The sequence below is a fragment of the Pseudomonas gorinensis genome (assembly GCF_042015035.1).
Lineage (GTDB): Bacteria > Pseudomonadota > Gammaproteobacteria > Pseudomonadales > Pseudomonadaceae > Aquipseudomonas > Aquipseudomonas gorinensis.
Genome location: NZ_CP167125.1, coordinates 2,255,346 through 2,277,416, shown reverse-complemented (window position 1 = coordinate 2,277,416; position 22,071 = coordinate 2,255,346). Strand labels below are relative to the sequence as shown.

Below are 22,071 nucleotides of genomic sequence, written 5' to 3'. Positions count from 1 at the left end.
TTTACCTGCCGCTGCGGAACCCACATGCCCGATGATTCTTCGCCCCTGCCCTGTTCGATTCTGCTGCTGGCCGGTGGCCGCGGCCAACGCATGGGCGGCCAGGACAAAGGTCTGCTCCAATGGCACGGCGCGCCGTTGATCGCGCACTTGCAGCGCCTGGTCCGGCCGCTGACCGACGACCTGATCATCTCGTGCAATCGCAACCAGGACCGGTATGCGCCCTACGCCGACCAACTGGTGAATGACGACAGCCCGGACTTTCCCGGGCCGCTGGCGGGTGTCCGCGCGGGATTAGCCGCCGCACGCCATGAACATTTGCTGGTTTTGCCGTGCGATGTCCCGCACCTCGATGCCCAACTGCTCGCCGACCTGCGTAGGATTGCACAACAGCATCCACAGCTGCCGGTGATGGTGCGTCACGGTGAGTTCTGGGAACCCTTGATCTGCATCATCCCGACCAGCCTGCAAACCGAGGTAGAACGGGGTTGGCAAGCCGGTGAGCGCAGTCCGCGCAAGCTCTTCCTGCAACTGGGTGGCGTGGGGTTGGACTGCCCGCCCGATGACCCGCGCCTGGCCAACCTGAACACACCCGCGCTGTTACACACGCAGCCTGGCGTGTCAGAATGAACCTCGCACAAGGAACTTTGTCGACGCCTTACACGTCACAGAGTCAGCACTCAAAAAGAATTCTCTCGGAGACACACTCATGACTCAACGGACCATCGCCGCTCTCATGCTTGCACTGGGCCTCGCTACCCTTGCCGGTTGCGCCTCGCCAACAGTGATCACCCTGAATGACGGTCGCGAAATCCAGGCCGTCGACACCCCGAAATACAATGAAGATACGGGTTTCTACGAATTCGAACAGCTTGACGGCAAGCGCACCCGCATCAACAAAGACCAGGTTCGCACCGTTAAAGACCTGTAAGCCCAGCGCTTGCACCCAAGGCCCGCCGCGTGCGGGCCTTGTCGTTTCCGGGGGTTACCAGTGGAGGGTGATCTGGCTGCGGAAACTGCGCGCCTCACCGCTGACCGGGTCGATAAAACGCACCCCCTGGGCCAGCAGTTTCAAGGGGTTGGCGTAGTCGTCCACGGCATCCTTGATCACCTCTGGGTAGAACGGGTCGTTGCAGATACTCGCCCCCAGCGCTGTCATGTGCACGCGCAGCTGATGCTTCTTACCGGTCACAGGGAACAGGCCGTAGCGCCATAAGTCGCCGTGTTTTTCACGCACTTCAACCGCCGTTTCGGTGTTGCTGGCACCCTCGCCTTCCTGCATGCGGAAGAACGGTTCGCCATCGACCAGGCGGCTTTTATGCACGAGGGGGAAGGCCAGGTTCGGCAAGGCCGGGGCGATGGCTTCGTAGAATTTATCGATCCGGCGCGTGGGGAACAGTTGCTGGTAGGCCGAACGGCTGTGGGGATTGGCCGAGAACAGCACCAGCCCCGCCGTATGCCGGTCGATGCGATGCAGGGGCACCAACGACGGGTTATCCAGACGGCGAATCAGGCGACGCAACAGGGTTTGCTCGACATATTCACCGGCCGGGGTCACGGGCAGGAAATGCGGCTTGTCGGCCACCACCAAGTGCTCGTCGGCATACAGGATGGTTTCCTGCACCGGGATCACTTTTTCGTTGGGCACTTCACGGAAGTAATAGATGCACAGGCCTTCCTTGTAGGCCAGGTCCAGCGGAATCGGGCGGCCGTTGATATCCAGCACCCGACCACGCGCAATGCGGTCCAGCCAATGTTCACGACTGATCGCCGGGAAATGCCCGCACAGGCACTCCAGGACCGTCGCCCAAGAGCCGGGAGGCAAATACAAAGTGCTGGCTTGGTGCTGGGACGCGGAAAAACCGGAAGTGGACATGCCGATGCTCGAAACCTGGAAAAACAGGCCGGCATTATCCCGCATGGAGCGGGATCAAGCCTAGGGCGGATCTCAGGCCTTGGCCAATTCCGCGCGCAGGATCGGCGAGGCACTGGCCGCCTCGGTGAACTCCTTGAGCCAGCGCAGCACGTCCACCGCCTCCCAGCGGCCGGGGTCGTACAACGCGTAGAGCAAGCCCTGGTAACCCACCACATCCAGCTGCTTGTGGTAACCGGCGCGCTGGAACAACGCCTCGATCTCCGCAAAGCAGGTATTGAAATGCACTTTGTTAAACGGCGTCTTGCCTTCCGTGACCAGGCCGTCGAGGCGCAGCTCGTTCACCGCGTCGCGCACGACATCGGCGGACATGCGATTGACGCTGCTTTTCAGTTGTTCAACATTCACCACGGGCGTTCCCTCTATTCAATCGCTGTACAAACATACAGTAACGTAATATTCGGAAACTCGCCATCGCATAAACGTCAGCGCAGGAAGGCGACAACCTGCTCAGTGTCGAAAGGCCAATCCAGTTCAGCTCCGGTATCTACCCGTCGAAGCACCGGAATCCTTAGGCCGTAGGCGTCGGTCAGGTCTTCGGGGTCGGTGATATCAACCAACTCGACCAGCAACCCGTGTTCGACGAGCGGAATGATTTCGGCCTCGGCAATTTCACAAAGATGGCAACCCAGGGTGCCGAACAGCTGGCATTCAGGAAGCATGACGAATGGACCTGATCAGTAAGTAGACGAGCATTCTAAGCCTGACGAAAACCTGTGGCGAGGCAGCCCGTTGTGGCAGGCTTACTGCGTTGAGCAAACTGCCTGTGGCGAGCGGGCTTGCCCCGCGTTGGGCTGCGCAGCAGCCCCAAAACCAAACACCGTATTTCTGCCTGAGGGAACGTGGGGGTTCTATTGGGGCCGCTACGCAGCCCAACGCGGGGCAAGCCCGCTCGCCACAACAAGCCCGTTCGCCACAAACATCACAATAGGCCCGCTTGCCACGGCAGCTCATCGACCACAATAAGCCCGCCGACCACAATAAAACCCTGACCCAGATCACCATGGCCTATAACTGACTCAGCCACTCTCACGGCCTTTTGTCCGCTCGCCCCGCAACGGAGATGCTTGTGTTCGCCAACCTGCTGATCATTCTGGCCTCATCCCTAGTGGTGATTGCGCTGTTTCGCCGGCTGCAATTGCCCCCGGTGCTGGGCTACCTGTGCGTGGGCCTGGCCGTAGGACCGACCGCCCTCGACTGGGTGAATGACAGTGAAGCATTGCCCGACCTGGCCGAACTCGGCGTGGTGTTCCTGCTGTTTTCCCTGGGCCTGGAGTTTTCCCTGACCAAGATGCTCGCCCTGCGCCACGTGGTGTTTGGCTTGGGCAGCTTGCAGGTAGTGGGCTGCGGGATGCTGCTGGGAGGCCTGTTGATGGGGTTTGGGCTCGCGCCCGGCGTCGCACTGTTGCTCGGCGCCGGGCTGGCCTTGTCCTCCACGGCCATCGTCAGCAAGGAGCTGACCAGCCTCGGAGAAATCTTCAGCAGCCATGGCCAGAATGCGATTGGCGTGTTGCTGTTCCAGGATGTGGTCGCGGTGCTGCTGTTGACGCTGGTGCCGGTGTTTACCGGCAGCAGTGAACAGGCCTGGTACTGGGCGCTGCCACTGACCCTGGGCAAGACCGGGGTGCTGTTCATTGGCCTGTTGCTCGCCAGCCGTTGGTTGTTGCCACGCCTGTTCCATGAAGTCGCCGCCTCCCACTCGGCTGAGCTGTTCGTGCTGCTGGCCTTGGTGATCGTCCTGCTGACGGCCTGGCTCACCCATTTGCTTGGGCTCTCCCCTGCCCTCGGCGCCTTTCTGGCCGGCATGCTGCTGGGAGAAAGCCACTACCGGCACCAGATCGAAGCGGATATCCGGCCGTTTCGCGACATCCTGCTGGGGCTGTTTTTCGTCAGCATCGGCATGCTGATCGACCTGCAACTGTTCCTTAGCCACAGCCTGCTGATCCTCGGCCTGACCCTCACGCTGATGCTGGTCAAAGGGTGTGTGGTGGCCGCACTGGTCAAGCTGCGTGGCAGCGACAGCGAAACCGCCTGGCGCAGTGGCCTGGCCCTGGCCCAGGGCGGCGAATTTTGTTTTGCATTGATGGCGCAGATGCAACAGGGCCGGCTGATACCCGATGAATTCAACGGCCTGCTGCTCGCCGCGACCTTCTGCTCGATGCTGCTGACCCCACTGCTGTTGCGCGCCGCACCGGCCATCGCCCTGCGTCTGCACCGTAAACCCAACCAGCAAGTACAACTGGAAGCCATCACCGCGCTCAACGCCCAATTGCACGGGCATGCGGTGATCTGTGGCTACGGGCGGGTCGGCCAATCCATCGGGCGTTTCCTGCGTCGGGAACAACAGGCTTACATCGCCCTGGATGATGACCCGGAACGGGTGCAGGAAGCCGCCACCGAAGACAGCAGCGTGCACTACGGCGACTGCCGCCGTGGCGCCTTGCTCAGCGCGGTCGGCCTGGAGCGGGCGCGGTTGGTGGTGATCGCGGTGGACAATACCGATGTGGCCCTGGCGGTGCTGAAGGAGGCGCGCCGGATCAACCCGCAGGTACCGATCCTGGTGCGCACCCGCGACGACAGCCAACTGGCCGAGCTGAAAGCCGCCGGCGCCAGCGAAGTGGTGCCGGAGCTATTGGAGTCGAGCCTGATGCTCGCCTCCCACGCCTTGATCCTGCTGGGCCTGCCGGACCATCAGGTGCAGGCGCGGGTGGATGAAGTGCGACATAACCGCTACCGCCTGCTGCACGGCTTTTATTCGCACCCGGGCACTGACGAAGAGGCGCCGATCAATCCTGACTGACTGCGCCGATCTTGTGGATCGACAGGTCCGCGCCGTAATACTCCTCTTCCTGGCTCAGGCGCAGCCCATGTACGTGCTTGATCACGCCATACACCAGCAGGCCGCCGCCCAGCGCCACGACCACGCCGAGGGCCGTACCGATCAACTGGCTGAGCAGGCTCACGCCGCCCAAACCGCCCAGGGCCGCCTGGCCGAAGATGCCGCAGGCAATGCCGCCCCACACGCCGCACAGGCCATGCAGCGGCCACACGCCCAGTACATCGTCGATTTTCCAACGATCCTGGGCGGCGATAAAGCACCACACAAACAGGCCACCGGCCACTACCCCCGTGACCAGAGCGCCCACCGGGTGCATCAGGTCGGAACCGGCGCAGATCGCCACCAGCCCGGCCAGCGGGCCGTTGTGCAGGAAGCCGGGGTCGTTGCGACCGATCACCAGGGCCGCCACGGTGCCACCGACCATGGCCATCAACGAATTGACCGCCACCAGGCCGCTGACCCCGTCCAGGGTCTGGGCGCTCATCACGTTAAAGCCGAACCAGCCGACGATCAGAATCCACGAGCCCAGCGCCAGGAACGGAATACTCGACGGCGCAAACGCCACCAGGCGCCCTTCGCGATAACGTCCATTGCGCGGCCCCAGCAACAGCACCGCCGCCAGCGCCAGCCAGCCGCCCATGGCATGCACCACCACCGACCCGGCAAAATCATGGAAGCGGGCACCAAAGGTCGCGAGCAACCAGGCTTGCAGGCCGAAATTGCCGTTCCACACCATGCCTTCGAAAAACGGGTAGATGAAGGCTACGATCAACGCCGTCGCGCACAACTGCGGAGCGAACTTTGCACGCTCGGCAATGCCCCCGGAAATGATCGCCGGGATCGCGGCGGCAAAGGTCAGCAGGAAGAAGAACTTCACCAGGCCATAGCCATGATCGACACTGATCACCGCGGCCGGATGCATGAAACTCACGCCATAGGAGATCCAATAGCCTATAAAGAAATAGGCCAGGGTCGAGATGGCGAAGTCGCTGAGGATCTTCGACAGGGCGTTGACCTGGTTCTTCTGGCGCACGGTGCCGACTTCGAGGAAGGCGAAACCGGCATGCATGGCCAGGACCATGACCGCACCAATCAGGATGAACAGAGTGTTGGAGCTATGGACAAGAGTGTCCACCGCGCTTTGCAAATTTTCCATGGAGGTTGGCAGGCCTGCATTAAAGGCAAAAAGCACCAAAGCGGTTCAAGCCAGCGAATCGCGCACTAAATTGGCACCAGCGGCCCCACCCCTCTTGCGAGGGTGTGAACCGCTTTAGCGCAGCGATCAGCACAACGGGCCATCCCCGACAGGGTTTTTCCGCGAGTTTCAGTTATTTTGGGTAAGGTTTTTGTAGGCTTGAGCCCCGACCGCCCAGATTCAGCGCAGGCCCAGGGGCAGGCGCACCAAGGCAAAGCAAAAGCTGTACCACACAATTGCAATGAACCTTCACCGACACCGGTGACTCGAAACCACACGCATAGATCAGCCACTCACGGAGATAACCATGGCCAGCAAAACGACGAAGACGGCTCAAGAAATACTGATGGCGGATTTTCAAACCCTGGTCAGCGATACCGAAAAGTTGCTCGACGACACCGCCATCCTGGCCGGCGACCAGGCCGACGAGCTGCGCGCCAAGATCCACGACAGCCTGCTCAAGGCCCGCGAAACCCTGCAACTGACCGAAGATTCCCTGCGCGAGCGCAGCAAGGCCGCCGTCACGGCAACGGAAGATTACGTGCAGGCCAACCCCTGGCAGTCGGTGGGCATTGCCGCCGGCGTGGGCTTTCTGATCGGCCTGTTGGCTACAAGGCGCTAAATCATGTCTATCGGCGAATCCGGCTCGTCAACGGGCCCAAGTTCTACCTCACGGCGCCTGGGTGCGGCTGTGCTGGGCTTGCTGCACAGCCATGTCGAACTGTTTGGTATCGAATTGCAGGAACAGAAGGCGCGCACGGTCAGCCTGCTGCTGTTTGCCGGCCTGGCGCTGGTGTTTGCCCTGTTGTTGCTGGTGGGGTTGTCGACCCTGGTGATGATCCTGGTGTGGGACACCGGCTACCGCCTGACCGGGATCGTCTGCCTCTGCGTGTTCTATACCCTGGCGGCAGCCTTTTGCGGCGTGCGCCTGAAAGCAGCGGTGTTCGATGAGTCCACGCCGTTCCACGCCACGCTCGAAGAGCTGGCCAATGATCGGGAGCGCCTGTTGCCATGAGCCTGAATGAAATCCCGCCCTCCACGACCCGTCGGGAAATGCGCAAGGCGTTGATCCGCCTGCGCATGGAAATGCACCGCCAGGAAATCCGCCACGAGTCCCAGCAACTGATGCTGCCCCTGACCAAGGTGCGCAACATGAGTCATAACTGGCAGGACAGCCTCGGCATCAAGCACGCGCCGCTGTGGGGCGTGGCGGCGGTGACGCTGATCGGCTTCTTTACCGGCAAGGGTGCCAAGGGCGGCAGCATCAGTAGCCTGACCCGCCTGGTGCGACTGGGCGCTGGCTTGATTCCACTGATCAAACTGGCCATGCAAGGCGCTTCACGCAAAGGTTGAGCCCTGCTGGCTGCATTCTTGCAAACAGAAACGACCCGGCCCTCCTGCGAGGGCCGGGTCTTTTTTCGCCAACGCTTTTAAGGAGGCCCCGTGATTGACGGGCAACCGCTCGCCTGCTTCCAGCCGTTTATCGACACCGCCACCGGACGCATTGCCGGCGTTGAGGCCCTCGGCCGCCTGCGCCAGGCTGATGGCCGCCTGCTCTCCGTCGGCCCGCTCTTTGCCGACCCGCGCACCCCAGGCGGAGCATTGCGTCGCCTGGACCGGCAGATTCGTGACAACGCCTTGAGCCGCCTGCATGAGGTGCCGCAGGACTGGTTCCTCAGCCTGAACATCTCGCCGCGCTGGATCAACCGCTTGCGCGTCGGCCAGGCCTTGCCCAGCCTGCAACAGCTCAAAGCCCATGACGTCGACCCGGCCCGTATCGTGTTCGAGATCACTGAACTGGGCGGCGATATCCAGCGCCTGGCCGATGTGGTGGCGCGCTATCGCGAGGCCGGCGCGCGCATTGCCATCGATGACTTCGGCGCTGGTTATTCCCAGCTCGACCGGGTACTGGCCTTGCAGCCGGACATTCTCAAGCTGGACATGCGCCTGTTCCAGGAAGCCGCCCGCGGAGGCCCTAGCAGCGAAGTGGTGCGCGCCCTGGCGCAAATGGCGGAAAAAACCGGCTGCTGGATCATCGCCGAGGGGGTAGAAACCGAGGCGCAGTTGAGCTTCGCCCTGGAGTGTGGCTCGCGTTATGTGCAAGGTTATCTGTTCGCCCAGGCCCAGTTGGACTGGTTTGCCACCGATGCCTTCGTGCCGCGCTTTGCCCAACTGCGTGCCGCGTACGTCCAGCAGAAACTGGCGGAGCGCGGGCGCGTCATGCAACTGCGCCGGCAATTGGCCGAGCTGATGAGCATCCTGCAAGCCTGGGCCCAGGGCCAGGCGCCACTGAGCCAGCTGCCGCAACTGCCGGACTATCCATGGTTGTTGCGCTTTTACCAATGCGACCGCCATGGCACCCAACTGACGCCCAACTTCGAATGGCGCCAGGACGCCTGGCAAGCCGACAGCCGCTATCTGGGCCACAACTGGTCGTGGCGCCCATACTTCTATCATCTGCTGGCTGAAGGCTGGGAGGAGCGGCGCCTGACGCTGTCCTCGACCTACCGCGATGCCACCACCAACCAGTATTGCCTGACCGCCGGACAATTCTTCGATAATGGCCAGCGCTTGCTGTTGATCGATATCGACGCGGCCGGCCTGTAGATTTTTGCTTGCCCCGCCAAGGCGGAACCGGGAAGCTGGGCGGGTCATTCACCGCACGGAGAGTACCCGCCTTGGATTGGCCCACCCTGCTGACCCGCGAACGTCTTGGTAAACCGCTGCACAGCCCGGAAGAACTGGGCCGCAGCCCGTTTCACAAAGACCACGACCGCATCATTTTCTCCGGCGCGTTTCGCCGCCTGGGCCGCAAGACCCAAGTGCACCCTGTGTCGAGCAACGACCATATCCACACGCGCCTGACCCATTCACTGGAAGTCAGCTGCGTCGGACGGTCACTGGGCATGCGCGTGGGCGAAACGCTACGCAGCGCCCTGCCCGACTGGTGCGACCCGAGCGACCTGGGCATGGTGGTGCAATCAGCCTGCCTGGCCCATGACATCGGCAACCCGCCGTTCGGGCATTCCGGCGAAGATGCGATTCGCCATTGGTTCCAGCAGGCGGCCGGGCGCGGCTGGCTGGACGACATGAGCACGGCCGAGCGCAACGACTTCCTCAATTTCGAAGGCAACGCCCAGGGCTTTCGGGTACTCACGCAGCTGGAATACCACCAGTTCGACGGCGGTACCCGGCTGACCTACGCCACGTTGGGCACCTACCTGAAATACCCCTGGACCGCTCGCCACGCGGACTCGTTGGGCTACAAGAAGCACAAGTTCGGCTGCTATCAAAGCGAACTGCCGATCCTCGAACAGATCGCCCACAAGCTCGGCCTGCCGCAACTCGAAGAACAACGTTGGGCCCGCCACCCGCTGGTGTACCTCATGGAAGCGGCGGACGACATCTGCTACGCCTTGATCGACCTGGAAGACGGCCTGGAAATGGACTTGCTGCAATACGCCGAGGTCGAGTCGCTGCTCCTCGACCTGGTGGGCGACGACCTGCCGCAGACCTATCGGCAACTCGGCGCCCAGGATTCGCGCCGACGCAAACTGGCGATCCTGCGCGGCAAGGCCATCGAACACCTGACCAATGCGGCGGCGCGGGCCTTTGTCGAACAGCAGGACGCCTTGCTGGCAGGCATGCTGCCCGGTGACCTGGTCGAGCATATGCACGGCCCCGCCAAGCGTTGCGTGTTGGATGCCAAAGACATGGCGCGCAAGAAGATCTTCCAGGACAAACGCAAGACCCTGCATGAAATCGGCGCCTACACCACGCTGGAAATTCTCCTCAACGCCTTCTGTGGGGCAGCCCTTGAGCAACATGGCGGGCGCACGCCGTCGTTCAAGAACCGACGCATCCTCGATCTGCTCGGCAATAGCGCACCGGATCCGGCTTGGTCGCTGCACGCCTCGTTCCTGCGAATGATTGACTTCATCGCCGGCATGACCGACAGCTACGCCACTGAGATGGCGCGGGAAATGACCGGACGCTCAAGCCCTCAATAATGTTTTCGATCACGCGTCTGTTCCCTGAAAAGAATCTCCCTACGATGGGAACAGAGCGGCCTGATCGAATTCGTACAAACCGCCGATGAATAATCACGCACCCTCTTAGGGGGCATGGCGAGACGTTCCTACGCCCCGCCCAATCGCCGCTTGACTCACCGTGTGCCCTTCTTATGCCTAGATATCGCCTTCGCCTCCTGTTGGTGGAGGATCACCCTTTTCAGCTGCTGGCGACCCAGTGCCTGCTCAACAGCTTCGGTTTCGACCGGTTGACCCTGGCTGAAAACGCCGAACAGGCGATCCGGCTGATGACGCAGTGCGAACAGCCCTTCGACCTGATGCTGTGCGACCAATGCCTGCCCGACCTGCCAGGGCTGGAGTTGGTCGAAATCGCCAGTCGCGGAGGTTTTATCGTGGGAGCCATCTTGCTCAGCGGCTTGCCCGCACTCGAACTGGAAAACCTGAATACCCAAGCCCTGCAACGTAACTTGCCATTGCTGGGTTACTTGGCAAAGCCGTTAAACCGCGACGAACTGATTGACTTGATACCCGCCACTCTAAATGTAGGAATTTAAACATGTTCATATAAGAAAAACTTACAACAACCCGGCTACTAAAACATTGGCAGCGACAGGAGCCCCGTCGCTCCCCATGCTCAGACACAAACACCCACAAAGCCTCAGCAACTCGTAAGACGATACCTTTTTTAATGTAGGATTTTTCCTGTTTTGTACCTATTCCCCTTGAGCTTCATGCTCCTTCCTCAGCTTCTGAGCTAATGTGCCCGCTTTATTTGCACTTGCATGGAATGTGATTATGAACACAGTTTTCATCATCGATGACCACCCTGTTATCAGGCTGGCGATTCGAATGTTGTTGGAACATGAAGGTTATAAGGTCGTCGGCGAAACGGATAATGGTTGTGATGCGATACAAATGGTTCGCGAATGCCTTCCGGATTTGATCATTCTGGATATCAGTATTCCGAAACTTGATGGCCTCGAAGTACTCTGCCGCTTCAACGCCATGAACACCCCGATGAAAACCCTCATCCTGACGGCACAATGCCCAACCCTGTTTGCCACCCGCTGTATGCGCTCTGGCGCCGACGGCTATGTGTGCAAGGAGGGCGACCTGAGTGAATTGCTGAGTGCGATTCGCGCGGTATTATCGGGTTATAACTATTTCCCGAGCCAGGCATTGAACGCTTGCGGCTCGGAAGGTAATTCCGAAGAGCTGGAACTGTTCAAGGCCGTTAATGACCGGGAATTAATGGTTTTGCAACTTTTTGCACAAGGCCGCACCAATAAAGAAATCGCCAAAGGCATGTTTCTAAGTAACAAGACCGTCAGCACCTATAAAAAGAGGCTTATGCAAAAACTCAAAGCCAAGTCCTTGGTAGAACTTATCGAGTTGGCAAAACGAAACGCGCTAGTGTGAGAAAGCGGATGCCCAGGCGTATAAAGGACTATTTGATCATATTGAGCGCAGGCATGTGCTTGAGCACCGCCGTGCTCGCCGTTCAAACAGAACCGGAACACTTCACCTTGTTGAGTCGCGCAGTCGGCGTTCAACTGGACTCCCAACTGGACACTGCCCAGCGGCAGTGGCTACAGAACAAACGCGAACTGGTGTTAGGCACTGCGGCACCTGACTACCCGCCCTTCGACCTCACCTCCAGTGGTCGCGACTACGAAGGGCTGACTGCCGACTACGCCGGGTTGCTGGCCAAAGCGCTGGACTTGCCGATCAAGGTGATGCGCTACCCGTCACGGGAAAAGTCCATCCAGGCCCTCGAAGCAGGCGAGATTGACTTGTTGGGCTCCTCCAACGGCTTCGAGGCCGCGAATCCGAACCTGGTCCTGTCAGCCCCCTATGCCGTGGATCAACCGGTGCTGGTCACTCGGGAGGGTGAGACACGCAGCCTCAGCGAGGCCCTGGCTGGGCTGCGCCTGAGCCTGGTCTACCATTACCTGCCCCTGAGCGAAGTGGAGAAGCTGTACCCCGATGCAATCATCAGCACCTATCCCTCTTATCAAAATGCCCTGAATGCGGTGGCGTTCGACCAGGCAGACGTGTTTCTCGGCGATACCATCTCGACCCACTACATGATCAACAAGGGCTACCTGAAGAACATTCACATGGCCAACTTCGGCAAACATGAAGCCTATGGCTTCAGTTTTGCCCTGCGCCGGGACCAGCACGTGTTGCTGGGCATTGTGAACGCAGTGCTGGCGGCCGTGCCCACCAACGAACGCGAGAGCATCGCCAAGCGCTGGAGCGCCGGCAGCGATATTTTGCTGACCGACAAGAAACTGCAATTGACCCCGCGCGAGGAGCGCTGGCTCAAAGAGCATCCCGTGGTGAAAGTGCTGGTGAACGAAACCTTCGCGCCCCTGACCTTTTTCGACGCGGACGGCAATTTTCGCGGCATTACCGCCGACCTCCTGGAGCTGATCCGCCTGCGCACCGGCCTGCGCTTCGAGATCCAGCGCGGGCGGGATGTGCACGCGATGATCGAACAGGTCAGCAACCACGACGCCGACATCATCGGGGCCATGACGCCCAGTGTCGAACGGGAAGCGCAACTGGATTTCAGCCGGCCCTACCTGGAAAACTCCTACGTGCTGCTGACACGCAAAGAGCCCGGCGCGCCCTCGAACCTGGAGCAGATGGCAGGCAAGCGCCTGGCGATTACCCAGGGCAACCCGCTGCATGCAGTCCTGCGCAGGGACTTTCCACTGATCCGCCTGGTGGAGACCAGTGACACCTTCAAAGCCTCGGAGCTGCTCGCCCAGGGCCAGGTGGAGGGTGCGGTGAATTCGTTGGTGATCGCCAACTATTTCCTGTCATCGCCGATGTTCCAGGACAAACTGCAAATCAGCACCAGCATCGGCACTCTTCCGGCCACCTTTTCCCTGGCGACCTCACGCCATGCCACCGAACTGAGTTCAATCCTCGACAAGGCCCTGCTGAGCATCGCCCCGGATGAACTGGGCGTGATCAACAGTCGCTGGCGGGGCTACACCGCCGCCTCCGACAGCTACTGGCGCAATTACCACCACTTGATCGCCCAGATCATCATCGGCACCGGCTTGTTGCTATTGATTTCCCTGACCTGGAACGCCTACATGCGTCGCCAGATCAAGCACCGCCAAATGGCTGAGCGCGCCCTTAACGATCAGTTCGAGTTCATGCGCGCGCTGGTCAACGAAACGCCCCACCCGATTTATGTACGCGACCGCAACGGCCTGCTGCAGACCTGCAACGACAGCTACCTGCAGGTGTTCGACGCCAAGCGCGAGGACGTGATCGGCAAAAGTGTGGTGCAGATCGGTACGGCGCTGGAAACGGAGGCCGCGCAATACCATGCGGACTATTTGCGCGTCGTGGCACAGGGCGACCCAATGATCCTGGATCGCCCGCTGCACATCCGTGGAAAAAAACTGACGATCTACCACTGGATCCTGCCCTACCGCGACTCAACCGGTGAGGTGCAAGGCATTATCGGTGGCTGGATCGACATCAGCGAACGGCGCCAACTGTTCGATGAACTACGCGCCGCCAAGGAGCAGGCCGACGAGGCCAACCGGGCCAAAAGCACGTTTCTGGCGACCATGAGCCACGAAATCCGCACGCCGATGAACGCGGTGATCGGCATGCTGGAGCTGACCCTCAAGCGCGCCGACCAGGGTCACCTCGATCGACCGGCCATCGAGGTCGCCTACAACTCGGCCAAGGACTTGCTGGAGCTGATCGGCGACATCCTCGACATCGCGCGCATCGAATCCGGCCGCTTGAGCCTGGCCCCCGAGCGGGTCAACCTGAAGGAAGTGATCGAATCGGTGGTCCGCGTGTTCGACGGCCTGGCGCGTCAGAAAACCTTGAGTCTGTTGCTGGAGTTCAAGCCTGAACTCGAAGACACCGATGTGCTGATCGACCCACTGCGCTTCAAGCAGGTGCTGTCCAACCTGGTGAGCAATGCAATCAAATTCACCGAACGTGGCCAGGTAAAGATCAAGGTGGACGTTCAAGCCACCGAAATGCCCCAGCAGGTCGAGCTCAAGCTGGTGGTCGAGGACACCGGCATCGGCATCAGCCGGGACGACCAGCTACGCCTGTTCGAGCCCTTCGCCCAGGCCGACAATTCCGGCCACTTGGCCAGGAGTGGCGCGGGTCTTGGGCTAGTCATCTGCCGTAGCCTGTGTTCAATGATGGGCGGGCAACTGAGCCTGAGCAGCGTGCCGATGGTGGGCACCCAAGTGCATGTCAGCCTGAAGATGAACCGCCTGCTGCCGGTCGAGGCCGCGGACGAATCCAAGCCCATAGCAGCGGCACCGGCGCCGGTGCTCAATGTGCTGGTGGTGGACGATCACCCCGCAAACCGCCTGCTGATGTGCCAGCAACTCGGTTACCTCGGCCATCAGTTCACCGCCGCCCAGCACGGCGCGGCCGGGTTCCAGGCCTGGCGCCAGGAACACTTCGACCTGGTCATCGCCGACTGCAACATGCCGATCATGAACGGCTATGAGCTCTGCCGCTCGATCCGCGAATATGAGCAGCGAGAGCAACTGCCCGCTTGTGTCGTGCTGGGCTTTACCGCCAATGCCCAGCCCGAAGAGAAACTGCGCTGCGCCGAAGCGGGCATGAATGATTGCCTGTTCAAGCCCATCAGCCTCACGGCATTGGAGCGGCAACTGGCGCAGATCGAGCCACAACGGCCGGCCATGCAGCTGGACCTCACCAGCCTCGATGCCCTGACGGGAGGCGACCCACAGTTGAGTCGACGCCTACTTGAGGAGTTATTGAGCAGCAGCGCCCATGACCGCCAGGAACTCGTCGCGATGTTGGTTCGACAGGCCTCGCCCCAGGACATCATCGAGCAAGCCCACAAGATCAAGGGCGCCGCCCGCATCGTGCAAGCCGTCGGGCTGGCCGGTCAGTGCGAAGCGCTGGAACAGGCATGCGCCCGAGGCGATGACCACCGCGTGATCGAAACCGGTATCAAGGCCCTGGAGAAATGCATGCTGGAAATGGAGAGAATGCTGCACATGCAGCTCAACAGCCTGAATTCATCGGGATAGGCAGACGCGAGCTTGACCGCTCGCGCCTGCCGCCACCTATCAGCAGTCGGTCAACCGCAGGAAAATCGCCGCCAACTGTTCGATACCGGCCTGGTCCTGCACGGTAAAGCGGGCCAGCGAAGGGCTATCGAGGTCGAGGACGCCAATCAGTTGGCCGTTCTTGACCAGCGGCACCACCAGCTCACTGTTCGAGGCACTGTCACAGGCGATATGCCCGGGGAACGCGTGCACGTCTTCCACTCGCTGGGTTTGCCGCGTTGCCGCGGCCGCCCCACATACGCCACGACCGAAGGGGATACGCACGCAGGCGATCTGGCCCTGGAACGGGCCGAGCACCAATTCGTCATTGCGGTTGAAGTAAAAGCCGGCCCAGTTCAGGTCGTCCAGCTGGTTGAACAAGAACGCAGAAAACTGCGCGCTATTGGCGATGAAATCCCGCTCATCGGCCAACAGCGACTCCAGCTGCGCGCACAACAGGGCATAGCCATCCAGACCGGTACCGGCCTGTTGCAAATCGATCATGGTTGACGCTCCAGCAATTTAAGGCCCACCCAGTAACGGGCGAACTGATACGCGCACCGGCCGTTGCGATTGCCACGCCCGGTGGCCCAGCGTACGGCGAGGATGTCGAGGGCTTCATCGCGCTGCCACGGCAAGCCGGCCTTGTTCGCCAGTTCACCGATCCAGTGCTCGACCACGTTAAGGAAGTGTTCCTGGGAAAACGGGTAGAACGACAACCACAGGCCAAAACGGTCGGACAAGGCGATCTTGTCTTCCACCGCTTCACTGGGGTGCAGCTCGCCATCCACGCGCTTCCAATTGTCGTTGTCGCTCTGGTTTTCCGGCACCAGGTGACGACGGTTGGACGTGGCGTACAGCAACACGTTCTCCGGGGCCTGCTCCAGGGAGCCGTCGAGCACGCTCTTGAGTACGCGGTAGTCACCTTCGCCAGCCTCGAACGACAAATCATCGCAGAACAGGATGAAACGCTGCGGCAACTTGAGCAATTGCTCGACCACGCGCGGCAGGTCAGCCAGGTGATCACGTTCGATCTCGATCAGGCGCAAGCCGGCCTTGGCGTGCTGGGCGAGCAAGGCACGCACCATGGACGATTTACCGGTGCCGCGCGACCCCCACAGCAACGCATGGTTGGCCGGCAAGCCGTCGAGAAACTGCTGGGTGTTGCGCGCCAGTTGTTCACGCTGCTTGTCGACGCCGATCAAGTCAGACAAGCGCATGTCCAGGCTCACGTCCAGGGGCAGCAAAAAGCCGCTGCGACCGTCACGCTGCCACCGGGCGGCGAGGCACTGGTTCCAGTCGATGGTTTGGCGCGGAGCGGGTAACAAGGGTTCCAGGCGAGCGAGCACAGCGTCGGCACGCTCAAGAAAGGCATTCAATCGAGAATCCACGACTATTCCTCTGGCAAGTTCTTGCAAAAGATGGCGTATTGGCAACCCTACGGCTGACTGCTGGGGGCTGCCCCCATAAAACCTAACGATTCGTGCCGGGCAAGCCAGAGCCTGTGGATGTTCAGCTATGCTTGCCGGGCGAAGGGACACGTGAAGTGGTTCAACACTCGATGGATATCAAGTTCGCCCACCGCTTGTCTTATAAACAAGCCAGATTGACGGTGCTGGTCGGTTTCGTCTTGGGAACCTTGCTCAGCCTTATCCAAATCGGCATTGATTATGCCAGCGAAGACGCATCCATCAACCGTGAAATTCGTTCCCTGATCGAAATCAGCCATAACCCCGCGTCTCGCATTGCCTACAACATTGACGCCGAACTGGCCCAGGAGTTGACCCTGGGTTTGTTGCATTCCCCCGCTATCATCCACGCACAGTTGATCGACAACAACGGCGTGGTGCTGGCCGACGTCGACCGACCGCGCAAGGAAAGCCCGTATCGGCCCTTCAGCGACTTCCTGTTCGGCGCCAACCGCCAGTTTGAAGACCGCCTTTTCCTCAGCCATATGCCCAACGAAGCCCTGGGCGTGTTGCGCCTGGACGTTGACACCTACGCTTTTGGCAGTCGCTTCCTGCGTCGCGCCGAAATCACCTTGCTCAACGGCTTCGCGCGCAGCCTGCTGCTGACGGGGATCTTGCTGGGCCTGTTCTACACCATGCTGACCCAGCCCCTGGTGCGCATCATTCGTGAGCTGAGCACCCGTAAACAGGCACGCCTGGACTGCCCGCCAGGGCATGAACACGATGAAATCGGTGTGCTGGTCAACGTCGCCAACCAGCAATTCGAAAACATGGAAACCGAGATACAGCAGCGTCGCCACGCCGAGGACCGTCTCACCGAGTATCTGGGGCAACTCGAGGACATCGTGTCCGCCCGCACCCTTGAGCTCAAGGCCAGCAACCAGCGCCTGAGCCAGTCCAACGAGGAACTGCAGGCGGCAAAGCTGACCGCCCTGAACATGGCCCAGGCGCGGGCGGCGTTCCTGGCGAATATGAGCCACGAAATCCGCACACCGCTCAATGGCTTGCTGGGCATGATCGCACTGTCCCTGGACAGCCCGCTGACCGCCGAACAGCGCCAACAACTGTCGATCGCCCACGACTCCGGCAAAGTACTGGTGGAATTGCTCAACGATATTCTCGACCTGTCCAAGTTCGACGCCGGCCAGTTGGAGCTGGAACGCATCCCCTTCGACCTGGGCTCGCTGGTGGAAGACACCGCCAACCTGCTGTCGCAGAACGCCGCGCCCAGTGTCGAACTGACGTGCCTGATCGACCCGCAGTTTCCGGCCCAGGTGCTCGGCGATCCGACGCGCGTGCGGCAGATCGTCAGTAACCTGCTGTCCAACGCCCTCAAGTTCACGCGATTTGGCCGTGTGGATGTTCGCCTCAGCGCCCACGATGGCCGGGTCAAAATTGATGTATGCGATACCGGTATCGGCATTGCCCAGGACGCACAGGTCAAGATCTTCCAACCGTTCACCCAGGCCGGCGCGGGGATTACCCGGCAGTTTGGCGGCACCGGCCTGGGCCTGGCACTGACCCATAACCTGTGCGAGGCAATGAAGGGGCGGTTGAGCATCAGTTCGGAGGTCGGCTTTGGCAGCCAGTTCTGCGCCGACCTGCCCCTGCCAGCCCATTTGCCCGCCACCCGGCAACCGCCGCTCAAAGGTGAAGTGCTGGTCATTACCAACGCCGGCAGCGGCCTGACGGAACTGCTCACTACCCTGCTGCCCCACTGGGGGCTGACCGCCCATTGTCGTGCCCTGGATGATGATTTGAGCGGGCAAGCCCCGGACCTGCTGATCACCGACTGCCCGGAGTGCCTGTTTCGCCTGCGGCCGGCGATCACGGCGCCGATCCTGCTGGTGACCGCTTATGGCAATTTCATGCCCAGCGAAGAAGTCGCGGCGCTGGCGCCATTACAGCAACAGGCTCGCCCGTTGAGCCGTACCGCGCTGTACCAGATCCTGCAACGCAACCTGCGCAGTGATCCACAACTGATCCTTGAGTCCATCCCGCTCGACGCCACGCCGCCTGCAAACCGCGCGCGGATCCTGCTGGTGGAGGACAACCCGGTCAATCAACTGGTGGCCAAGGGCATGCTGAGCAAGCTGGGTTGCGAAGTGATCGTCGCCGCCCATGGTGGCGAGGCGCTCAAGTGCCTCGAAGAGCGCCCCTTCGACATGGTGCTGATGGACTGCAACATGCCGGTGATGGACGGTTACGAAGCCAGCCGGCAGATTCGCCGCAGCGGACGCTGGCCAGACCTGCCCATTGTCGCTTTGACGGCCAACGCGCTGTCGGAGGAGCGCGAGCGTTGCCGTGCCGCGGGAATGAATGATTACCTGGCCAAGCCGTTCCGCCGGGAAGAACTCAACGCCCTGCTGGACCTGTGGGTGCCTAAGGCGACAACGCTCTGATCTGAGCCAGCAATTGGTCCAGGCCGTCGCGCAGGGCGTCGGCCTGGTTGAGGTCGACGCCGCTGTCGCACAGCAATCGGGTTTTCAATTGATGGGCCTGGCCGCGCAATTGCACCCCGGCTTCGCTCAGGCTCAAATGCACTTCACGCTCATCGCGCAGGCTGCGTTGGCGCTTCACGGCGCCAAGCTGCTCCAGGCGCTTGAGCAACGGCGTCAAGGTGCCCGAATCGAGCATCAGGCGCTCACCCAGGGCCTTGACCGTGGCTTGGGTCGCCGCTGCGTCATGCCATTCCCACAGCACCAGCATCACAACGTATTGCGGGTACGTCAGGCCCAACTGGTCCAGCATCGGCTTGTAGGCGCGTGTCACCGCCCGCGACGCCGCGTAGAGCTTGAAACACAGCTGGTCGTCCAGGGCCAGGGACACGGAAGGTACGCCAGTCATTTGAGCAGGGCTTCGATCTCTTGGGTCAAGTCCTGCGGCTTGGTCGTCGGGGCAAAGCGCTTGACGACCTGACCGTCGCGGCCGATCAGGAATTTGGTGAAGTTCCACTTGATGCCCTTGGAGCCCAGCAGGCCCGGCGCCTGTTTTTTCAACTGCACAAACAGGGGATGGGCCGCGCTGCCGTTGACATCGATCTTCTTGAACAGTGGAAAGCTGACGCCGAAGTTCAGCTCGCAGAACTCGGAAATCGCGCCTTCGTTGCCCGGTTCCTGCTTGCCGAACTGGTTGCAGGGGAACCCCAGCACCACCAGGCCCTTGTCCTTATAGGTCTGCCAAAGCTGCTCCAGCCCCTTGTACTGCGGGGTAAAACCGCACTTGCTGGCGGTATTGACCACCAGGATGGCCTTGCCGGCGTAATCGGCCAAGGTCTTTTGCTCACCCTTGATGGTGGTGCAAGGGATACTCAGCAGGTTGTCGCTCATGGCAGTGCCTCGAATCGGGAGAGAAGCGAAAACATAGCGCTCAATTCAATTGCGTGCAATTTAATTGATCGGACTGATACCTCGCCATAGATCGTCCCTGCCGACATCACAGGGACGCCTCACGCTCAACGTGGCACCAGGTCCAGGCACACCGAGTTGATGCAATAACGCAGGCCCGTCGGCGGCGGACCGTCGGGAAACACATGCCCAAGGTGCGCATCGCACTTGGCGCAGGTGACTTCGGTGCGGATCATGCCGTGGCTGACATCGCGGATCTCGATCATCGCGCTGTCGGCGATCGGCTCATAAAAGCTCGGCCAGCCGCACCCGGAGTCGAATTTGGCCTTGGAGTCGAACAGTGGCTCATTGCAGCATATGCAGTGGTACACGCCGTCCGTCTTGGTGTCGTTGTACTTACCGCTGAAAGGCCGCTCGGTGCCTTTGAGCCGGCACACGTTGTACTGCTCTGGATCGAGCATTGCCTTCCACTCTTCAACCGTTTTTTGCAACTTTTCCATCGATACACCTCGGCAACTTAAAAAGCCTGATCTGTGTCTTTTCCATGAACCAGGCGGCACGTATGATTGCGCCTCTTCAACACGCCAGTCTGGCACCCGCGTTAGCGGCATTCAAACGTATTTATGGGTGCACCAACGCAGGATTCCCGGCACGGTAGGCTCCGCACCGTCTGGATCGTTCATTTTCAGGATCACATCGCCATGCAGGTCAGCAAATCGAACAAGCTCGCCAACGTCTGCTACGACATTCGCGGCCCAGTGCTCAAGCACGCCAAGCGCCTGGAAGAGGAAGGCCATCGCATCCTCAAGCTGAACATTGGCAACCCGGCGCCCTTTGGTTTCGAAGCACCGGACGAAATTCTCCAGGATGTGATCCGCAACCTGCCCACCGCCCAAGGCTACAGCGACTCCAAGGGACTGTTCAGTGCGCGCAAGGCGGTCATGCAGTACTACCAGCAGAAGCAGGTCGAAGGTGTTGGCATTGAAGACATCTACCTGGGCAATGGCGTGTCCGAGCTGATCGTGATGTCGATGCAGGCCTTGCTCAACAACGGCGACGAAGTGCTGGTGCCAGCGCCCGACTACCCGCTGTGGACCGCTGCGGTGACCCTGGCCGGTGGCCATCCGGTGCATTACCTGTGCGACGAGGGCGCCGACTGGTTCCCGGACCTGGCCGACATCAAGGCCAAGATCACCCCGAACACCAAGGCCCTGGTGATCATCAACCCGAACAACCCCACTGGCGCGGTGTACTCCAGGGAAGTGTTGCAGGGCATGCTCGAACTCGCACGCCAACACAACCTGGTAGTGTTCTCCGACGAGATCTACGACAAGATCCTCTACGACGACGCCGTGCATATCTGCACCGCGTCCCTGGCGCCGGACCTGCTGTGCCTGACCTTCAATGGCCTGTCCAAGTCCTATCGCGTGGCGGGCTTCCGCTCCGGCTGGATCGCCATCTCCGGTCCCAAGCACAATGCCCAGAGCTACATCGAAGGCATCGATATGCTGGCCAATATGCGCCTGTGCGCCAACGTACCGAGCCAGCATGCGATCCAGACGGCGCTGGGTGGCTACCAGAGCATCAACGACCTGGTATTGCCCCAGGGCCGCCTGCTTGAACAGCGCAACCGCACCTGGGAACTGCTCAACGATATCCCAGGAGTCAGTTGCGTGAAGCCAATGGGCGCGCTGTATGCCTTCCCGCGGATCGACCCGAAGGTCTGCCCGATTCTCAACGACGAGAAGTTCGTACTCGACCTGCTGCTGTCGGAAAAGCTGCTGGTGGTGCAAGGCACAGCGTTCAACTGGCCGTGGCCGGATCACTTCCGCGTGGTGACCTTGCCGCGTGTGGATGACCTGGAAATGGCCATTGGTCGTATCGGCAACTTCCTCAAGTCCTATCGCCAGTAAGGGCCATGGCGCTGTACGACCGGCATTCGGTCGTACAGCGATTATCTGGCAACACTTCTTTGCCTTCATTCTCCCCGGCAGGTTCGTTGCCCCCTGCAAAGCATCTACCCCCTGTAATTACAGGGCGGCAAGGGGATGGGAGACCGATAACATGCGAGATTTCTTGTCGGAAAATCCTTTCAAGGCTTTACATTCAGGCTGTAGGACACAGTTTGAAATAGTCGCTCGGTTGAATCACCCCAGGCCGCACCTTATATACCCCGCAG

22 protein-coding genes are annotated in these 22,071 nt (G+C 60.6%); 13 read left to right on the top strand and 9 right to left on the bottom strand.

All coding sequences use genetic code 11. The features are described 5' to 3' along the window. Positions 1–24 precede the first annotated feature (24 nt). Both mobA and AB7933_RS10440 read left to right on the top strand, forming a co-directional pair. Positions 25–627, top strand: coding sequence for a molybdenum cofactor guanylyltransferase MobA (gene mobA, locus AB7933_RS10445; RefSeq protein WP_024074257.1), 603 nt, complete (start codon positions 25–27; stop codon positions 625–627). A gap of 79 nt (positions 628–706) precedes the next feature. Next, on the top strand, positions 707–928 hold the full coding sequence (locus tag AB7933_RS10440; RefSeq protein WP_024074256.1) for a YgdI/YgdR family lipoprotein: 222 nt from the start codon (positions 707–709) through the stop codon (positions 926–928). A 54-nt stretch (positions 929–982) separates the two neighbouring features. Here the strand turns inward: AB7933_RS10440 and AB7933_RS10435 are convergent, their stop codons facing one another. The 3 genes from AB7933_RS10435 to AB7933_RS10425 form a co-directional block, all read right to left on the bottom strand. Then, positions 983–1,873 carry a pseudouridine synthase gene (locus tag AB7933_RS10435; protein WP_041161128.1) on the bottom strand — a complete coding sequence of 297 codons (891 nt, stop codon included), beginning with the start codon at positions 1,871–1,873 and terminating at the stop codon, positions 983–985. 72 nt (positions 1,874–1,945) lie between these two features. Next, entirely contained in the window at positions 1,946–2,281 is a 336-nt protein-coding gene (locus AB7933_RS10430) for a hypothetical protein (protein ID WP_010565034.1), read from the bottom strand. 74 nt (positions 2,282–2,355) lie between these two features. Continuing rightward, on the bottom strand, positions 2,356–2,592 hold the full coding sequence (locus AB7933_RS10425) for a glutaredoxin family protein (RefSeq protein WP_024074254.1): 237 nt from the start codon (positions 2,590–2,592) through the stop codon (positions 2,356–2,358). Positions 2,593–2,993: 401 nt separating this feature from the next. On the opposite strand from AB7933_RS10425, the gene AB7933_RS10420 reads away from it, so the two are divergent. Continuing rightward, positions 2,994–4,730, top strand: coding sequence for a cation:proton antiporter (locus AB7933_RS10420; RefSeq protein WP_024074253.1), 1,737 nt, complete (start codon positions 2,994–2,996; stop codon positions 4,728–4,730). Here the strand turns inward: AB7933_RS10420 and AB7933_RS10415 are convergent. Then, positions 4,717–5,925, bottom strand: a complete 1,209-nt coding sequence (locus AB7933_RS10415; RefSeq protein ID WP_041161126.1) for an ammonium transporter — start codon at positions 5,923–5,925, stop codon at positions 4,717–4,719. The two genes, AB7933_RS10420 and AB7933_RS10415, sit on opposite strands and share 14 nt — an antisense overlap. 346 nt (positions 5,926–6,271) lie before the next feature. Here AB7933_RS10415 and AB7933_RS10410 point away from each other — a divergent pair, with 346 nt between their 5' ends. From AB7933_RS10410 to AB7933_RS10375, 8 genes are all read left to right on the top strand, one after another. Then, positions 6,272–6,586 carry a DUF883 family protein gene (locus tag AB7933_RS10410; protein ID WP_024074251.1) on the top strand — a complete coding sequence of 105 codons (315 nt, stop codon included), beginning with the start codon at positions 6,272–6,274 and terminating at the stop codon, positions 6,584–6,586. A 3-nt stretch (positions 6,587–6,589) separates the two neighbouring features. Beyond that, positions 6,590–6,979 carry a phage holin family protein gene (locus AB7933_RS10405; RefSeq protein WP_024074250.1) on the top strand — a complete coding sequence of 130 codons (390 nt, stop codon included), beginning with the start codon at positions 6,590–6,592 and terminating at the stop codon, positions 6,977–6,979. Further along, positions 6,976–7,317, top strand: a complete 342-nt coding sequence (locus AB7933_RS10400) for a hypothetical protein (RefSeq protein WP_024074249.1) — start codon at positions 6,976–6,978, stop codon at positions 7,315–7,317. The genes AB7933_RS10405 and AB7933_RS10400 overlap by 4 nt, the downstream gene beginning before the upstream one ends. A gap of 90 nt (positions 7,318–7,407) precedes the next feature. Beyond that, positions 7,408–8,571, top strand: a complete 1,164-nt coding sequence (locus tag AB7933_RS10395) for an EAL domain-containing protein (RefSeq protein WP_024074248.1) — start codon at positions 7,408–7,410, stop codon at positions 8,569–8,571. Positions 8,572–8,642: 71 nt separating this feature from the next. Continuing rightward, complete coding sequence (locus AB7933_RS10390; protein ID WP_024074247.1) at positions 8,643–9,974, top strand: deoxyguanosinetriphosphate triphosphohydrolase; 1,332 nt, start codon at positions 8,643–8,645, stop codon at positions 9,972–9,974. A 173-nt stretch (positions 9,975–10,147) separates the two neighbouring features. Continuing rightward, on the top strand, positions 10,148–10,549 hold the full coding sequence (locus AB7933_RS10385) for a response regulator (RefSeq protein WP_024074246.1): 402 nt from the start codon (positions 10,148–10,150) through the stop codon (positions 10,547–10,549). Between the two features lie 241 nt (positions 10,550–10,790). Continuing rightward, positions 10,791–11,414 (top strand): response regulator transcription factor, encoded by a 624-nt coding sequence (locus tag AB7933_RS10380; RefSeq protein WP_024074245.1) that lies wholly within the window; start codon positions 10,791–10,793, stop codon positions 11,412–11,414. Positions 11,415–11,422: 8 nt separating this feature from the next. Then, positions 11,423–15,058 carry a transporter substrate-binding domain-containing protein gene (locus tag AB7933_RS10375; RefSeq protein WP_041160876.1) on the top strand — a complete coding sequence of 1,212 codons (3,636 nt, stop codon included), beginning with the start codon at positions 11,423–11,425 and terminating at the stop codon, positions 15,056–15,058. Positions 15,059–15,097: 39 nt separating this feature from the next. On the opposite strand, the gene AB7933_RS10370 is transcribed toward AB7933_RS10375, so the two are convergent. After that, positions 15,098–15,580, bottom strand: a complete 483-nt coding sequence (locus AB7933_RS10370) for a GAF domain-containing protein (protein WP_024074243.1) — start codon at positions 15,578–15,580, stop codon at positions 15,098–15,100. Continuing rightward, a complete protein-coding gene (locus AB7933_RS10365) occupies positions 15,577–16,467 on the bottom strand; it encodes an ATP-binding protein (protein WP_024074242.1) in 891 nt (296 codons plus the stop codon). Before AB7933_RS10365 ends, AB7933_RS10370 begins: the two co-directional genes overlap by 4 nt. 170 nt (positions 16,468–16,637) lie before the next feature. Between AB7933_RS10365 and AB7933_RS10360 the strand changes: the two genes are divergently transcribed. After that, complete coding sequence (locus tag AB7933_RS10360; protein WP_041160875.1) at positions 16,638–18,947, top strand: hybrid sensor histidine kinase/response regulator; 2,310 nt, start codon at positions 16,638–16,640, stop codon at positions 18,945–18,947. Here the strand turns inward: AB7933_RS10360 and AB7933_RS10355 are convergent. The 3 genes from AB7933_RS10355 to msrB all read right to left on the bottom strand — a co-directional run bounded on the left by AB7933_RS10355 (position 18,928) and on the right by msrB (position 20,392). Continuing rightward, entirely contained in the window at positions 18,928–19,392 is a 465-nt protein-coding gene (locus AB7933_RS10355) for a MarR family winged helix-turn-helix transcriptional regulator (protein WP_024074240.1), read from the bottom strand. The two genes, AB7933_RS10360 and AB7933_RS10355, sit on opposite strands and share 20 nt — an antisense overlap. Next, entirely contained in the window at positions 19,389–19,874 is a 486-nt protein-coding gene (locus AB7933_RS10350; protein ID WP_024074239.1) for a glutathione peroxidase, read from the bottom strand. Before AB7933_RS10350 ends, AB7933_RS10355 begins: the two co-directional genes overlap by 4 nt. Before the next feature lie 125 nt (positions 19,875–19,999). Then, positions 20,000–20,392 carry a peptide-methionine (R)-S-oxide reductase MsrB gene (gene msrB / locus AB7933_RS10345; RefSeq protein ID WP_024074238.1) on the bottom strand — a complete coding sequence of 131 codons (393 nt, stop codon included), beginning with the start codon at positions 20,390–20,392 and terminating at the stop codon, positions 20,000–20,002. 201 nt (positions 20,393–20,593) lie between these two features. Between msrB and AB7933_RS10340 the strand changes: the two genes are divergently transcribed. Next, positions 20,594–21,805 (top strand): pyridoxal phosphate-dependent aminotransferase, encoded by a 1,212-nt coding sequence (locus AB7933_RS10340; RefSeq protein ID WP_024074237.1) that lies wholly within the window; start codon positions 20,594–20,596, stop codon positions 21,803–21,805. Positions 21,806–22,071: the final 266 nt, after the last annotated feature.

What these genes read in the sequence shown, in the direction of transcription:
- mobA (WP_024074257.1), top strand. Translation starts at nt 25, where the DNA reads ATGCCCGATGATTCTTCGCCCCTGCCCTGTTCGATTCTGCTGCTGGCC.
- AB7933_RS10440 (WP_024074256.1), top strand. Translation starts at nt 707, where the DNA reads ATGACTCAACGGACCATCGCCGCTCTCATGCTTGCACTGGGCCTCGCT.
- AB7933_RS10435 (WP_041161128.1), bottom strand. Translation starts at nt 1,873, where the DNA reads ATGTCCACTTCCGGTTTTTCCGCGTCCCAGCACCAAGCCAGCACTTTG.
- AB7933_RS10425 (WP_024074254.1), bottom strand. Translation starts at nt 2,592, where the DNA reads ATGCTTCCTGAATGCCAGCTGTTCGGCACCCTGGGTTGCCATCTTTGT.
- AB7933_RS10420 (WP_024074253.1), top strand. Translation starts at nt 2,994, where the DNA reads ATGCTTGTGTTCGCCAACCTGCTGATCATTCTGGCCTCATCCCTAGTG.
- AB7933_RS10415 (WP_041161126.1), bottom strand. Translation starts at nt 5,925, where the DNA reads ATGGAAAATTTGCAAAGCGCGGTGGACACTCTTGTCCATAGCTCCAAC.
- AB7933_RS10410 (WP_024074251.1), top strand. Translation starts at nt 6,272, where the DNA reads ATGGCCAGCAAAACGACGAAGACGGCTCAAGAAATACTGATGGCGGAT.
- AB7933_RS10405 (WP_024074250.1), top strand. Translation starts at nt 6,590, where the DNA reads ATGTCTATCGGCGAATCCGGCTCGTCAACGGGCCCAAGTTCTACCTCA.
- AB7933_RS10400 (WP_024074249.1), top strand. Translation starts at nt 6,976, where the DNA reads ATGAGCCTGAATGAAATCCCGCCCTCCACGACCCGTCGGGAAATGCGC.
- AB7933_RS10385 (WP_024074246.1), top strand. Translation starts at nt 10,148, where the DNA reads ATGCCTAGATATCGCCTTCGCCTCCTGTTGGTGGAGGATCACCCTTTT.
- AB7933_RS10380 (WP_024074245.1), top strand. Translation starts at nt 10,791, where the DNA reads ATGAACACAGTTTTCATCATCGATGACCACCCTGTTATCAGGCTGGCG.
- AB7933_RS10375 (WP_041160876.1), top strand. Translation starts at nt 11,423, where the DNA reads ATGCCCAGGCGTATAAAGGACTATTTGATCATATTGAGCGCAGGCATG.
- AB7933_RS10370 (WP_024074243.1), bottom strand. Translation starts at nt 15,580, where the DNA reads ATGATCGATTTGCAACAGGCCGGTACCGGTCTGGATGGCTATGCCCTG.
- AB7933_RS10360 (WP_041160875.1), top strand. Translation starts at nt 16,638, where the DNA reads ATGGATATCAAGTTCGCCCACCGCTTGTCTTATAAACAAGCCAGATTG.
- AB7933_RS10355 (WP_024074240.1), bottom strand. Translation starts at nt 19,392, where the DNA reads ATGACTGGCGTACCTTCCGTGTCCCTGGCCCTGGACGACCAGCTGTGT.
- AB7933_RS10350 (WP_024074239.1), bottom strand. Translation starts at nt 19,874, where the DNA reads ATGAGCGACAACCTGCTGAGTATCCCTTGCACCACCATCAAGGGTGAG.
- msrB (WP_024074238.1), bottom strand. Translation starts at nt 20,392, where the DNA reads ATGGAAAAGTTGCAAAAAACGGTTGAAGAGTGGAAGGCAATGCTCGAT.
- AB7933_RS10340 (WP_024074237.1), top strand. Translation starts at nt 20,594, where the DNA reads ATGCAGGTCAGCAAATCGAACAAGCTCGCCAACGTCTGCTACGACATT.